We start from the raw sequence: 13029 nt of genomic DNA, 5'->3' as shown, positions 1-13029 counted from the left end.
ATTCGAGTCGCGCGCCGGGTGACCCGGGCACTCTCGGCAATCGCTACCCGAGCCCGAGTGCCTCGGTGACTTCGGCGGGCACATCGGGCTTGCCCGCCACTCGGGCGGCGACGAAGGACCGCGGCTCAGCGGGTAGATGCCTGGTGAGCGGCAGCATGTCCAACCACAGTCCCTCGGCCGCCGCGATATCGACGCACGCGCCGAGAAACTGCTCGTCGTGCACCGCGGGCCGCGCGGCCAGCGCCGCGAGGGTCGCCGAACTCATGGCGCTGGTCACCGGCATCAGCGTGGCCAGCGCGTCGAGTTCGACTGCCGCCGCAATGAGTCCATCGAGAACGTCGTCACCGAGTTCGGCGCAGATATCGCCAAGCCTGGCCTTGTTCGCGTCGTTCACCGTGGCGAGCAGGTCGAGTCCCTGTGCCCACAGCAGCTCGGTATGGACGGCGCGGATGATTTCGGGCAGCCGGTCGGCGACGATCTCCATCAACGTATCGATGGAACTCTTGTCTTCCATCAGGAATCCGATACGCAGCAGATCGGCGTCTCCGATGACCGCCGCGGCGGCCCTCAAGGACGGTTCGGGCACCACCCCGACAAAACGGCCCATAGTGACGTGTTCGTCGCGAGCCAGCAACTCGGTCCCGACCGCAGCGACCTGCCGGGGTGGAACCTTGGCGATCACGTTGGCGGTGCGCCGCGGATCCAGCGCGATCGCCGCCTCCGCCAGGAACGGTGCGGGCAGCGCCGCAGCGATATCGACTGCGCGCTGCGGGTCGACCGAGGCGGCGACGGCCGCGCACAGCACCGGTCCGAAGGCATGGGTGGCGATCTTGGCGCTGATCGTTACCGGCACGAGATTGGCTGCGGCGGCGACCCTCGCGAGCTTCGAGCGGTCACGGTCGAACATCAGGTCGGTGCTGCGGTCCCGGAATTCGCGGATCGCGGCCGGCGGCAGATCTGCGAGGAAGTCGAGCTTGTCGGTCTCGACACCGAGGAGGCGGGCCAGCTTCGTCGTCTCGGCGAGGGCCAGGAGGTGGTTGCTCATAGTCCGAGGGCCTTCCTCACCGCGGGACGCATCAGGCGCGGGATCAATCGCAGCCCCGACTCGAACGCCTCGCTCATCTGGTCGGCACGGCGAGCCGACGCGTCATGCAGCATCTGCTCGAGCTGCGCGAGCTGTGCGTCGGTGAGGTCGGCGAAGGCCGCGGGCAGGGGAGCGCCCAACGTCCGGGACAAGGTGTCGGCTGCGGTGGTCATGGTGCCTTTCGGTGCGAATGGCCGGAGCGGCCCGGCGGGACGCCGGGTGCGGTTCAGTATGTGGTTCGGAAGGCGGGATCGCTGTCGGCGCGCAGGTCGCTGACGAAGTTGGCGATCGCCTCGCCGACCAGCAGCGGTTCGGTCACCGGAAGCCAGTGGTCGGCGGGCAGCGTGTAGCACCACAGCCGATCCACGCGCTCCTGCACCGCGGCGCGTATGCCAGGGCGCGCGGCCGGGTCGGCGGCATCGAGCAGTAGCTGGACCGGGACGGCGGTGTGCTGATCGCGCGGATGCCGTAGGTGATGGCCGAGGTTGGCGCGGGCGATGCGCAGGCCGGCGATGAGATCGGTGCGCCAGGTCGGCGCGATCGGCGCGTCCGCGCGGGGCGACAGACGCGTGGCCCGTCGCAATCCGGTCCGCACTCGCGGCTGGTAGACCGCGCGTCGCAGCAGCGACGGTGAGGAATGCAGCGTCACCCGTGCTTCGTCGAGGGCCGAGGACACCGCAGTGGGTCGACGTCGCGCGACGTGCCGAGTGGGAGCAGGCGTTTGCGCCGAGCCCGGACGTCCGCCGCGGTCGACGGGTACCTCGATCGTGTCGCGATGATCCTGCGCCACCTCTGCCGGGCGAGCGGTACGACCGCCGGCCTGCGGCGAGACTGCGAACCGGCGCACCGTGCGCGATTGCATCCGGTGCACGTTGCGTCGCGTGCGATGTCGCAGCTGATGCAACCACAGGCCCATATGGTCCAGATGCGGCGCCGAGAGCGCGGTGAACGAGGCGATACGGGTGCCCGCCCGTGGATCGGCCACGGCCTCCCACCCCTGCATCGCACCCCAGCCGTGCCCGGCCACATGGACCGGACGATCGGGGGAGACCGAGTCGAGGACGGCGTAGAGGTCATCGGCGAGGCGATCGAGTCGATAGGCGCCGAGCCCGCTCGGGCTGCCGGAACGGCCGTGCCCGCGCACGTCGTAGGTGATGACGCGGAATTCATCGGCGAGCGTCGCGGCCACCTGCGCCCACGTCCGATGGGTGTCGGAAGCGCCGTGGACGAGCACCAGCGGTTCGGCCGCCGGACTGCCCCATTCGTAGCCTGCGAGCTCGATGCCGTCGACCTCGATCGTCCACCGGCGGTCGGGCACAGGTCCGTACCCCGGGGCGCGGCGGGAGTCGCGCGGTTCGGTCATCACGTCACCTCGTTCGAAACGTACTGGCGGTACGTTCAACGATACTGCCAGTACGCACTGCCGTAAAACCACTAGGGCCCAGGTAGATGTATATGTGTGATGGATCACTGAAATTCGAGGTTTACCAAGGATTGGTCCGGTTCGACTGGTGCGTACCAGCGGTACGTGTATGCTCTTGCCTCAGGGTCGGTGGTGTTGCATCGAGGGGTGAACGCCGCCGTACTCGCCAACGTCTACTTCGCCGCCACGTCGTCGGCGAGTCGGAGATGAGCACATCGTGAACCGCACCACCGTGCGCACCCCGCCGCCGTCCGTCGGCCGCGACGAGATCGTCGATGCGGCCATCCGGGTGATCGACCGAGACGGCCCGCGCCCGAGCATGGACGACATCGCGCGCGAGGCGGGCATCACCAAACCGCGCCTGTACCGGCGCTTCGCCGACAAAGCCGATCTGTTCACCGAGATCGGCAACCGGATGGCGAAATCGGCGTTCGCGGCCGCAGGCAGTGACCTCACCCTCGTCTTGCAACCGCCGCGCGCGGCATTGAGCACCGTGCTGACCGCCTACGCCGACAGCATCCTCGAACATCCGAACGTTTTCCGCTTCCTCGGCCAGGCCCAGACCGGCCACGATCGCGACGGTTCGGTGGTCCAGGTCGACCTCGGGCGGCAGGTCGCCGGGCGCTTGGCGAAGCAAGCGAGCGCCGTGGCCGAGGCCGTTCCCATCGACGACAGCGGCATCGACTATCTGGCGCGCGCCATCACCGGGGTGGTCGTCTCGATCACCGACCTGTGGCTCGGCGGCGACGATCCCGGCCGTGACGCCCGCGAATTCGTGGATCAGACCACCGAATACGTCTGGGGCCTGATCGACAGCTTCCTGCGCCGCCGTGGCATCGACGCCGACCCTGCCACGCCCATTTTCACCACCCTCGCCGCAGTCGACGCCGACCACTGAATCCACCCGCATCCTCTGCCGGCATACCCGTGCCCGGCTTGTTGACAGATTGCCAATAGTGCGCGAATCTGAGACCGGAAGCCCCGGCATGCCCGGGTGGACTACGAGCAGAGGATGCGACGATGACACGTCCGATATGGAGTGACGACGAGGTCGAAGCGGTGCGGGATCTCGCACGCAGCTACTTCGAGCGCGAGGTCGTTCCGCATGAGGAGAAGTTCGTCGAGCAGGGCCATCCCGACCGCGAGCTCTACCGCACCGCGGGCAAGCTCGGTCTGCTCTGCGCCGCGCTGCCCGAGCCCTTCGGCGGTGGCGGCACCTTCGCCCATGAGGCCGCGATCATCGAAGAGCAGGTCCGCGCGGGTGACGGCGCCATGGGCATGCCCGTGCACAGCGCGATCATCGCGCCCTATCTCGCCGAATTCGGTTCCGACGAACTCAAGCAGCGCGTGCTGCCCCGGGCCGCGAGCGGTGAGATGGTGCTCTCCATCGGGATGACCGAACCCGGCACCGGCTCGGACCTGCAGAACATCAAGACCCGCGCGGTGCGCGACGGCGACGACTACGTCATCACCGGTTCGAAGATCTTCATCACCAACGGCTGGCTGTGCGACGGCATCATCATCGCCGCCAAAACCGATCCGGAACAGGGCGCCGCAGGCGTTTCGCTGTTGTTCGCCGAGGTCGGCGACGACACACCGGGTTTCACCAGGGGCCGCATCCTGTCCAAGATCGGCGGAAAGGGTCAGGACACCGCGGAACTGTTCTTCGACGGCCTGCGTGTGCCCACGACGAACCTGCTCGGTGGGGCCGAGGGGCAGGGCTTCTATCAGATGATGCGGATGCTGGCCCAGGAACGCCTGGTGACCGCGATCATGGCGGTCGCGATGATGGAACGCGCTGTCGAACTGACCGTCGAATACACCAAGGGCCGCGAGGCATTCGGCAAGCCGCTGTTCGCGATGCAGAACACCAAATTCGAACTCGCCGAATGCGCGACCCTGACCACGGTGAGTCGCACCTTCCTCGACGAGTGCATCGCCAAGCACCTTCGTGGCGAACTCGACATTCCCACTGCTGCCATGTCGAAGTACTGGTTGACCGACCAACTGGGTATCGTGGTTGACCGCTGCCTGCAACTGTTCGGCGGCTACGGCTACATGACGGAGTACCCGATTTCCCAGCTCTACACCGGCGCTCGTGTGCTGCGTATCCTCGCGGGCAGCAACGAGGTGATGAAGGATCTCATTGCGCGGTCTCTCTGATACCCCTGCCTCCGCCGCCGAAGGGCAACCGCGCCGTCGGCGGCTCGAGCCCGACGAGCGGCGGGCCCAGATCCTGGCCCAGGCCATCGAGATGTTCGGTGAGCGGCCCTATGCCGCGGTGTCGACGGCCGAGCTGGCCCAGCGTGCGGGCGTGGCGCGCGGCCTGATCAACCACTACTTCGGCAACAAGCGCGACCTCTATTTGGCCGTGGTGCGCCGGATGGTGACCCTGCCGCGGCTCGACGACATGGTCGTGCCCACCGGTACCGAACGTGAACGGGTCGAGGCCAGCGTGCACTGGCTGCTCGACACCATCTCCGAACACGGAAGCACCTGGGTCAAGGTCACCAGCCATGAGGGGGTCGGAGACGATCCCGACGTCCAGCAGATCCTCGATCAAGCCGACGATGTGGCCGCCGAACGGCTGCTGCTGATGATCGGGCTCGCCGATTCGGCACACAGTGCCTCCATGCGCGCGATGGTGCGCGCCTATGGCGGATTGGTGAAAGTGGCCGGACGCGAATGGATCACCCGCGGCACCTTGACCCGCGCGCAGGTCCATGGACTGCTGGTGGACATGCTGCTGACACTGGTTGCGGAGTCGTTGCCGAAAGTCGACAGCGGTCACTGACTCCCGCCCGCAGGCCAATCGTGCTGTGTTCGTTACGGATAAGCCGGACAAGTCGGCCGTGCTTCGGGTAATGCGATCCGTGCATTCGCAGGACGATTCGGCGGCGGGGCTCTATCCTTCTCGATGTCGGGGCGGGGCCGGATATCCGAGGTTTCCGCGCGATGGTTAGTGGGAAGAGAGACCTCGAATGGCAGATTCGCAGCGCTGGGCTGATGAGCGCTGGCCGGAAGTCGGGCACGACACCAAGACCGCGGCCCGCCGCGGACGAGGCGCCGTTGTCGACGATGTACACGACGACGAATACGAGCAGGACTGGCCCCGCAGCACCTCCGACGAGCCCGACGCCCGCCGAATCGTCAACCCTTATGCGGTGATCGCACTGGTCGCGGCCCTGCTGCTGCTGATTCCGGTCGCGATCGTGTTCGGGCTCATCGCTTTCAGCCATCCCCGGGGCCGGGTGATGGCGCTGTTCGCACTGCTGATGGGATTGGCCGAGGCGGCGATCATCGCGGCCCTGATCGTGGCGCCGGGTGACCTGCTCTCGGACGTGGTGCCGCGGACCGAGGAACTCGCGTCGACGCAAACATCGCAGACTGTCTTGGCCACACAGGCTTCGGCGACCGAACCGGCCGCCCTCGCACCGAGCGAGAATGCCGGGCCGTCCGAGACGTCACCCGCCGCCACGTCGGATGCCGCGACGCCCACGGCTTCGTTGCGCACTGCCTGCCCGGAGGCAGGCCTCATCGGGACCGCCGCCGACGGGTCGACGCTGCTGTGCCTGACTGCGGCGAGCTCGACCACCGGGTTCCAATGGAAGGGTCCGTACACGGTGTCCGAGGTCATCGGTGAGGGCGGCACCAGCTGTACGCCGGGAGCCGCGGCCACCGCGCGTACCGTGGACGGGCGTGCGCTGGTCTGTGAAGGGCAAGGCCGCGGCGCCACCTGGGTGCTGTGGACCGCCTGACCGGCCGGCGGCGTCCGGCAGCATGAATGTCCGGATGTGACAGAGCCTCGTCATTGCCGTCATCGATAACAGGGGCGAGGATGAGTTCGTGTCCATCACCCATCGAGTCGTCATCGCGGTGTTCCCCGAGGTCGATCTCCTCGACGTCACCGGCCCGGCCGAGGTCTTCGCGCTGGCCAACCGGGAAACCTCAGGCCGAGCCGGGTACCAGGTCCGCCTGGCCGCGCCGACGGCCGAGGCTGTCACGACGTCGGCGGGCGTGCGGCTGCTGCCGGATCTGACCTTCGACGAGGTCGACGGCAGAATCGACACCCTGCTGATACCGGGCGCGGTCGAGATGACCGACGATGGCCCCATCGCCCGGATCGACAACGATGTGGTGGCGTGGCTGACAGCGACGGCACCGCGCGCCGAGCGGGTGGCTTCGGTCTGCGTCGGCGCGCATCTGCTCGCCGCGGCCGGATTGCTGGACGGTAAGACCGCCACTACGCACTGGTCCACCGCCGCGCAGCTCGCGGCCCGGCACCCCGAGATCACCGTCGATCCGGACCCGATCTTCGTCCGCACCGACCGCGGTCGACTGTGGACAGGAGCCGGAATCAGCGCCTGTCTGGACCTGGCACTTGCGTTGGTCACCGAAGACCTCGGCGAACAGGCCGCGCTGGCGGTGGCGCGCCAACTGGTGATGTACCTCAAACGGCAAGGCGGACAGAGCCAATTCTCGGTCCCGCTGAGCCGACCCGCACCGGCTCGTCGTGATATCGACGAGCTGCGGTTGTGGATTGCCGATCATTTCGACCAGGACCTCTCGACCGAAGCGCTCGCGACGCGGATGCGCCTGAGTGAACGCCATTTCGTCCGCGTGTTCAAAGACGAAATGGGTGTCGGACCCAGCGCCTATGTCGAAGCGACCCGCGTCGAGGTCGCACGACGACTGCTCGAGACCACCGATCGCAGCCTCGACCAGGTAGCGACGAGCGCAGGACTCGGCTCGGTGGAGACCTTGCACCGAGCGTTCAAACGCCAACTCGGCACCACCCCGGCGGCCTATCGCCGCCGTTTCCGCACTCGGACGGCCTGACCGCCCGACCCCACTGACCTCCCCTCGGCATCCGTGCGAGGAGGGGATTCGCCATGCCCATTTCCCGTTGAAAGGCTGTTCCATGACCACAACCCGGTTCTCCGATTCCCTGCGTACCGTCGTCGGACTGGACAACCAGGCGCCACGGCTCCGCGAGTCCGCGCTGATCATGATCGATTTCCAGAACACCTATCGCACGGGCGTCATGGCATTGGACGGTGCCGAGGATGCTCTCGCCGCCGGTGCGCGCCTGCTGGAACGTGCACGCGCTGCAGGTATTCCTGTCGTGCACATCGTCAATGACGGCGGCGAGGGAACTCCCTACGATATCCGCGACGAGATCGGCTCCATCAGCACCGAGGTCGCACCGATCGACGGTGAACCGGTCGTGGTCAAGCAGTTCCCGAATGCCTTTCACGCGACCGAACTGGAACAGGCACTGCGCGAGGCCGGTATCGAATCCGGAAGCCATCTCGTGCTCGCCGGCTTCATGACGCACATGTGCGTCGGCTTCACCGCACAAGGCGCGTTCAACCTCGGCTACCGTCCGACCGTCGTCGCCGAGACCACCGCCACCCGCGCTCTTGCCGCGCCGGACGGCACGGTCGTGCCCGCGGCGACACTGCAGGCGGCAGCCCTGACCACCGTCACCGATCTGTTCGGTGTCGTCGTCCCCACCGTGGACGACCTCGAAGACTAGAGCGCGAAGGTGTGCGGCGACCGCGCCGCACACCCGACTCAGTCGGTTTTCTTCGCGCGGCTCGGCTGCACCCGAGGCGGCTCGTTCGGCATCTTCGGATACTGCGGCGGCCACGGTGCGTCCATCAAACCGGTCGCCATATCGCGTTCGGACATCTCCAGTAGCGGTTCGATCGTCTGCGCGGGCCGATCTGCCCACGGATCGCCGCGTTCGGCGAGCCGGGCCGGCACCGTCGCAATGGTCAGCTCTTCCGGCACCACCGAGTCGAGTTCGTCCCAGGAGATCGGGGTCGACACTTGGGCGCCGACCTTGGGGCGCACGCACCAGGCACCGAAAACCGTTTTGTGCGGCGCGTTCTGGTTGAAGTCGACGAAGACGCGGCTGCCGCGTTCTTCCTTCCACCATTGGGCGGTGATGTGTTCGGGATGCCGTCGCTCCAGCTCACGGGCCAGCGCGACGGCTGCCGCGCGCACCTGATACCCGTCCCATTTCGGTTCCAGCGCCACATACAGGTGCAGCCCCCGTGACCCGGATGTCTTGACGCGTGCGTCGATTCCGAGTTCGGCGCACAGTTCCCGGGTGCGCACGGCGGCCTCGCGCAGGTCGTCGAAACCGATGCCGGGGGAGGGGTCGAGGTCGATACGAAGTTCGTCGGCGATGCGAAGTTCGTCGACGTGGTTGGGCCACACGTGGAATCCGAGACAGCCCTGGTTGACCGCCCACAGAATATGGGCCAGATCGTGGGCGACGAGCGCGTCGCTGGTGGTGCCGTTCGGGGTGGACACCTCCACGGTGTGCAGCCAGTCCGGCGCGGATTTCGGCACCCGCTTCTGGAACCAGGACTTCCCGGAAGCGCCGTCGGGATAGCGTTCCAGCAGCAACGGCCGGTTCCCGATCACCCCGAGCAGCGGCTCGGCCACGGCCTGGTAGTAGTGCACCAGATCCAATTTCGTCTCACCGCGCTTGGTGAAATACACCTTGCCTGGGTTGGAGATGGTGACGCTGCGGCCGTCGACCTCGAGATCGACCGATTCGCTCATCGCGCCACCTCGGAGCCGAAGATGGCGGCCAGTTCGGCGGGGGCGACCTCGTCGAGCTGGGCATAGGTGCAGGATTCGGGCGTGCGGTCGTTGCGGAAGCGGACCAGCCTGCCGCCGTGCCGGAACCGGCCCGACTGCACATGTTCATAGCGGACCTCGGCGACCAGTTCGGGTCGCAGCGCCTCCCAGGACAGATCCTTGCCGCCGGTCCATCGGCTCACCCCGCCGGGCATTTTCCCATCGGCTCTGGCCTGGGCCGCGGCATCGGCCCAGTCACGCCACGGATGGTTGTCCAGGGCGCCCTCGCGCCAGGGCTCCAGCTCACCGATCAGCTGTTTGCGCTTGGCGGCGGTGAAGCTGCTGGCAACGCCCACATGATGCAGGTTGCCCTCGTCGTCGTAGAGCCCGAGCAGCAGCGAACCGATGCCCTCGCCGTCCTTGTGCCAGCGGAATCCGGCGACGACGCAATCGGCGGTGCGCTCATGTTTGACCTTGAGCATCACCCGCTTGTCCTGCAGATACCGCTGGTCGTCGGCCTTGACCATCACGCCGTCGAAACCGGCGCCCTCGAATCGGGTGAACCAGTCCTCGGCCACGTCGGGGTCGGGAGTGATGGGCGTCAGATGCACCCGTGCGAGCTCGGTATCGAGGATGGTCTCGAGCAGGCGCCTGCGTTCCCGGAACGGTTCGCCGGTCAGGTCGTCGTCACCGAGGGCGAGCAGGTCGAAGGCGACGAAGCTCGCGGGCGTTTCCACGGCGAGCTTGGCCACCCGCGAAGCCGCAGGATGTAGCCGCAACTGGAGCGTGTCGAAATCCAGTCCGGCATCGGTGACGATGACGATCTCGCCGTCGACCACGCATCGTGGTGGCAGCGCCGCGGCGAGCAGTTCGGCAACCTCGGGGAAATACCTGGTCAGCGGCCGGTCGTTCCGGGAGCCGAGTTCGATGTCGGCGCCGTCCCGGAAGACGATGCACCGGAATCCATCCCATTTGGGTTCATAGCTCAGGCCCGGTTCACGCGGCACCGCGGGCGCGGATTTGGCGAGCATCGGACGCACAGGCGGCATCACCGGTAGGTCCACGCGATCCTCCTCGGGGTCGGTCCTCACCGATGTCGACGTCGCGGCCGACGAGGATTCATCGGTGCCGCGATCGTATGCGGCGGCACCGACAGCGTGGGGGATTCCTGCGGGCGTCGGCGGGCGCGTCGGAAGGTCGTGCCTGCGAGGAGGTCAGTCGTCGAGCCAGCCGTGCTCGTCGGCGAAGGTGGTGAGCCGTTCGCGAATGGTGATGATCTCACCAGCCGTGAGAGCCGGGCTGGCGTCGAGCAGCAGTTCGGTGACCAGGCGCGTGTGCTCGGCGGTGCTGAGCACGACTACGCCGGACCGTTCTTTGGTCCGGCCACGGGGAGCGGGCGCCGGCGCGCCGCCGGTGGCGGCCAGATTGACCGCCTTCGGGCCGCGATCACCCTCGGTGATCTCGAATTCGAACACCCGGCCCTGACGCAATTCGTCCTCGTCGAGACCGATGTCGTTGACGTGCACGAATACATCCGGGCCACCGTCTTCCGGACGAATGAAACCGAATCCGCGCGAGCTGTCGAACGACACCAATTTCCCGATGGACACCACACCCGCTCCTCGCCGCCGACGCTACCGGGCCACTTTAACCCGCATTTTCTCCATCGTTGGAGGAAAGAGCCTTTTGCAGCGAACTGAACACCGTCAGCCCCTGGCCGACCATTCCATTGACCAATTCGCTGACCCCGTCGGGCCCGTTGAGCACGGTGAGGTTGGCATTGGACAACCCGTGGGAGGCCTGGCGCACGATTTCGGGCAACTGCTCGATGAGCAACTGGTCCAGCGCGATCCGGTTGTTGGACGCGGCGGCCTCGGCCTGAATCCTGGTCCGGTCGGCCTCGGCCTCGGCGAGGATACGCACCCGCTCTGCCTCGGCCGCGGCCGGTTTCACCACCTCGGCCTGCAGCTGCTGCTCGCGCAGTTCGGCTTCCTTACGGGCCTGCTCGGCTTTGGCGGTGAGCACCTCTTGCTGGGCGAGGGCCTGAGCGAGCGGACCGGCCGCCGCGGCCTCGGCCTGGGCCTTGTCGATATCGCGTTGATACTCGGCCTTGAGTAGCGAGGTCTCTCGTTCATACTCGGCCTGCCGCCGCAGCGACTCCTGCTCGGCCTCCGCGGCGCGTTGTGCGGCCTGGGACCGGGCGATCTGGGCGTCGCGCTGTACCGCGGCGTTATGCGGTGCGGCGAGAGCGGAGATATAGCCGAGTGCGCCGTCATCGATGGACATGATCTGGAACGAGTCCACCCACAGGCCGATATTGCTCATCTCGACCTTCGACGCCACCAGCACCTCGTCGGCCAGGCGCTGACGCTCCCGGATGATCTCCTCCACGGTCATCGAACCGACGATGGAGCGCAGATGACCGGAGAAGATCCGCCCGGTCAGCATCGACATCTCGCGTTCCTGTTCGGACAGGAATCGTTGCGCCGCATTGACGATAGACGGGGTGTCGTTGGCGACCTTGAACGCGATGACCGCACGCACGTCGAGCTGGATCGCCTGTTTCGTCTCGCAACGTTCTTTGATCTCGGCCTCGAACATGGCCAGCGACAGATACCGCACCTTGCGGAAGAACGGCACCACCCAGGCGCCGCGCCCGATGATCACCTTGAACGGTGCGTTGTCCTTGCTCTTGGCGCCGCTGACCAGCATCGCCTCGTCAGGATCAGGAACGTGGTAACCGAGCACGTGTGTCTCCCTTGCTGTTTCGAACGTCAGTCCAGCGGATCCGGGACGAGCGGCACCCAGGGCACCACGTCGGCGATCCGGCCGGAGTCGACAGCGATGATCAGCACGGTCGCCCCGGCTGCGATCGGCTCGGTGGCGCGCGCGATGTAGAGCTCGGTTCCCCCTCGGATGGCGACCAGGACCTCACCCAGCGTCCCGGCCCCCCGGATCGGCGACATCAGCGTACCCGTAGAACCCACTACCGCATCGGTCAACGTTCGAACCTCCTACGCTCACGTTACGATTCGCGTGTGCCGGCGAGCGCGAGGTGTCCTGCGGTCAGTGCTGGTACAGCCCGCGGTAGGCGGTGATCATCGCGACGAGGTGATCGACGATCTCGTCGCGGTCCGCGCGCAGCGAGCCGCCGAGCCACGCCGAGAACATGCCGGCGTTGCCGCTGGCCATGGTGACCGCGGCGAGGCGGCGGCGCACCGGATCGGCGATCTGGGAGAACAGGTGGTCCTGGATGAGGCGGGTGAAGGCAGGCATTACCGCGATGGTGGTCTGGCCGAGCCCGGTGCTGGAATAGGGCTCCACCAGGAACAGGCGGGACTTGCGCGGGTCCTCGAGCACCTTGTCCACCAGCACTTCGGACAGACTGCGGTCCCTGGACGGATCGTCGGCGACCGCGAAGGCGGTCATCGGCTCCAGGAACTCCTCGGCCACCTGCCGGTAGAGCACATCGAGCAGTTCGTCGCGGCTGGCGAAGCTCTCATAGAAGTAGCGGTCGGTGAGGTTGGCTCGTCGACAGACCGCCCGCATGGTGACTCCGGCTGCTCCGGATTCGCCGATCAGATCCAGCGCCGCCTCGAGTAGCGCGGTCCGCCGCACCTGCTTGCGCTCGGTGAGCGTGGTTCCGCCCCAGATCCGGGGTCCGGCGAGTGGATCCGCGTGCGGGGGGTCTGAGTCCTGGCCTGTCTGCACCGTTCCACCCTAAAGCGTGTCGAACAGCTCTGTTGAGCGGTCCTCACCGCCCTTCTCGGGCGTCGTCTGTTCAGGCCGCAGGTGCAGACCGAACGTCGGTTCTGGCTGGACGGGTACCAGCGGTCGGCCTCGACGACCGTGTCGCCGCGAGGCCGACCCACCGATAAATCCCGGCAGCCGAATTCGAATGTAACGTCCAGTTTGTTTCGGCCGG

15 protein-coding genes are annotated in these 13029 nt (G+C 67.0%); 6 read left to right on the top strand and 9 right to left on the bottom strand.

What is annotated here, in order from left to right; genetic code table 11:
- Positions 1–43: 43 nt before the first annotated feature.
- The 3 genes from ACFXNW_RS21520 to ACFXNW_RS21510 are packed head-to-tail and all read right to left on the bottom strand — an operon-like array spanning position 44 to position 2447.
- Positions 44–1045, bottom strand: coding sequence for a hypothetical protein (locus tag ACFXNW_RS21520; protein WP_379419514.1), 1002 nt, complete (start codon positions 1043–1045; stop codon positions 44–46).
- Positions 1042–1257 (bottom strand): hypothetical protein, encoded by a 216-nt coding sequence (locus ACFXNW_RS21515; RefSeq protein WP_379419513.1) that lies wholly within the window; start codon positions 1255–1257, stop codon positions 1042–1044. Before ACFXNW_RS21515 ends, ACFXNW_RS21520 begins: the two co-directional genes overlap by 4 nt.
- Positions 1258–1310: 53 nt before the next feature.
- Positions 1311–2447, bottom strand: a complete 1137-nt coding sequence (locus ACFXNW_RS21510; protein ID WP_379419512.1) for an alpha/beta fold hydrolase — start codon at positions 2445–2447, stop codon at positions 1311–1313.
- 277 nt (positions 2448–2724) lie between these two features.
- Here ACFXNW_RS21510 and ACFXNW_RS21505 point away from each other — a divergent pair, with 277 nt between their 5' ends.
- The 6 genes from ACFXNW_RS21505 to ACFXNW_RS21480 all read left to right on the top strand — a co-directional run bounded on the left by ACFXNW_RS21505 (position 2725) and on the right by ACFXNW_RS21480 (position 8046).
- Positions 2725–3405: a TetR/AcrR family transcriptional regulator gene (locus ACFXNW_RS21505; RefSeq protein WP_379419511.1), complete on the top strand. Its 681-nt coding sequence runs from the start codon at positions 2725–2727 to the stop codon at positions 3403–3405.
- Between the two features lie 122 nt (positions 3406–3527).
- Entirely contained in the window at positions 3528–4670 is a 1143-nt protein-coding gene (locus ACFXNW_RS21500) for an acyl-CoA dehydrogenase family protein (protein ID WP_379419510.1), read from the top strand.
- Positions 4654–5301 carry a TetR/AcrR family transcriptional regulator gene (locus tag ACFXNW_RS21495; protein ID WP_379419509.1) on the top strand — a complete coding sequence of 216 codons (648 nt, stop codon included), beginning with the start codon at positions 4654–4656 and terminating at the stop codon, positions 5299–5301. The genes ACFXNW_RS21500 and ACFXNW_RS21495 overlap by 17 nt, the downstream gene beginning before the upstream one ends.
- A gap of 187 nt (positions 5302–5488) precedes the next feature.
- A complete protein-coding gene (locus tag ACFXNW_RS21490) occupies positions 5489–6265 on the top strand; it encodes a hypothetical protein (RefSeq protein ID WP_379419508.1) in 777 nt (258 codons plus the stop codon).
- Between the two features lie 88 nt (positions 6266–6353).
- Positions 6354–7346, top strand: coding sequence for a GlxA family transcriptional regulator (locus ACFXNW_RS21485; RefSeq protein ID WP_379419507.1), 993 nt, complete (start codon positions 6354–6356; stop codon positions 7344–7346).
- Between the two features lie 82 nt (positions 7347–7428).
- Positions 7429–8046: a cysteine hydrolase family protein gene (locus ACFXNW_RS21480; protein WP_379419506.1), complete on the top strand. Its 618-nt coding sequence runs from the start codon at positions 7429–7431 to the stop codon at positions 8044–8046.
- A gap of 38 nt (positions 8047–8084) precedes the next feature.
- Here the strand turns inward: ACFXNW_RS21480 and ligD are convergent, their stop codons facing one another.
- The 6 genes from ligD to ACFXNW_RS21450 form a co-directional block, all read right to left on the bottom strand.
- Positions 8085–9086 carry a non-homologous end-joining DNA ligase gene (gene ligD, locus ACFXNW_RS21475; protein ID WP_379419505.1) on the bottom strand — a complete coding sequence of 334 codons (1002 nt, stop codon included), beginning with the start codon at positions 9084–9086 and terminating at the stop codon, positions 8085–8087.
- On the bottom strand, positions 9083–10168 hold the full coding sequence (locus ACFXNW_RS21470; protein ID WP_379419504.1) for an ATP-dependent DNA ligase: 1086 nt from the start codon (positions 10166–10168) through the stop codon (positions 9083–9085). The genes ligD and ACFXNW_RS21470 overlap by 4 nt, the downstream gene beginning before the upstream one ends.
- A 150-nt stretch (positions 10169–10318) precedes the next feature.
- The gene (locus ACFXNW_RS21465) at positions 10319–10717 is read right to left on the bottom strand and encodes a cold shock domain-containing protein (RefSeq protein ID WP_379419503.1); all 399 of its coding nucleotides are present in this window, start codon (positions 10715–10717) and stop codon (positions 10319–10321) included.
- Between the two features lie 34 nt (positions 10718–10751).
- Positions 10752–11852 (bottom strand): SPFH domain-containing protein, encoded by a 1101-nt coding sequence (locus ACFXNW_RS21460; protein ID WP_379419502.1) that lies wholly within the window; start codon positions 11850–11852, stop codon positions 10752–10754.
- Positions 11853–11878: 26 nt separating this feature from the next.
- Positions 11879–12106 (bottom strand): hypothetical protein, encoded by a 228-nt coding sequence (locus tag ACFXNW_RS21455; protein ID WP_379419501.1) that lies wholly within the window; start codon positions 12104–12106, stop codon positions 11879–11881.
- Positions 12107–12170: 64 nt separating this feature from the next.
- Positions 12171–12815 carry a TetR/AcrR family transcriptional regulator gene (locus tag ACFXNW_RS21450; protein ID WP_379419500.1) on the bottom strand — a complete coding sequence of 215 codons (645 nt, stop codon included), beginning with the start codon at positions 12813–12815 and terminating at the stop codon, positions 12171–12173.
- Positions 12816–13029 lie beyond the last annotated feature (214 nt).

Source organism: Nocardia sp. NPDC059180 (genome assembly GCF_042754945.1).
Lineage (GTDB): Bacteria > Actinomycetota > Actinomycetes > Mycobacteriales > Mycobacteriaceae > Nocardia.
This window is presented reverse-complemented; position numbering and strand designations above follow the sequence as displayed.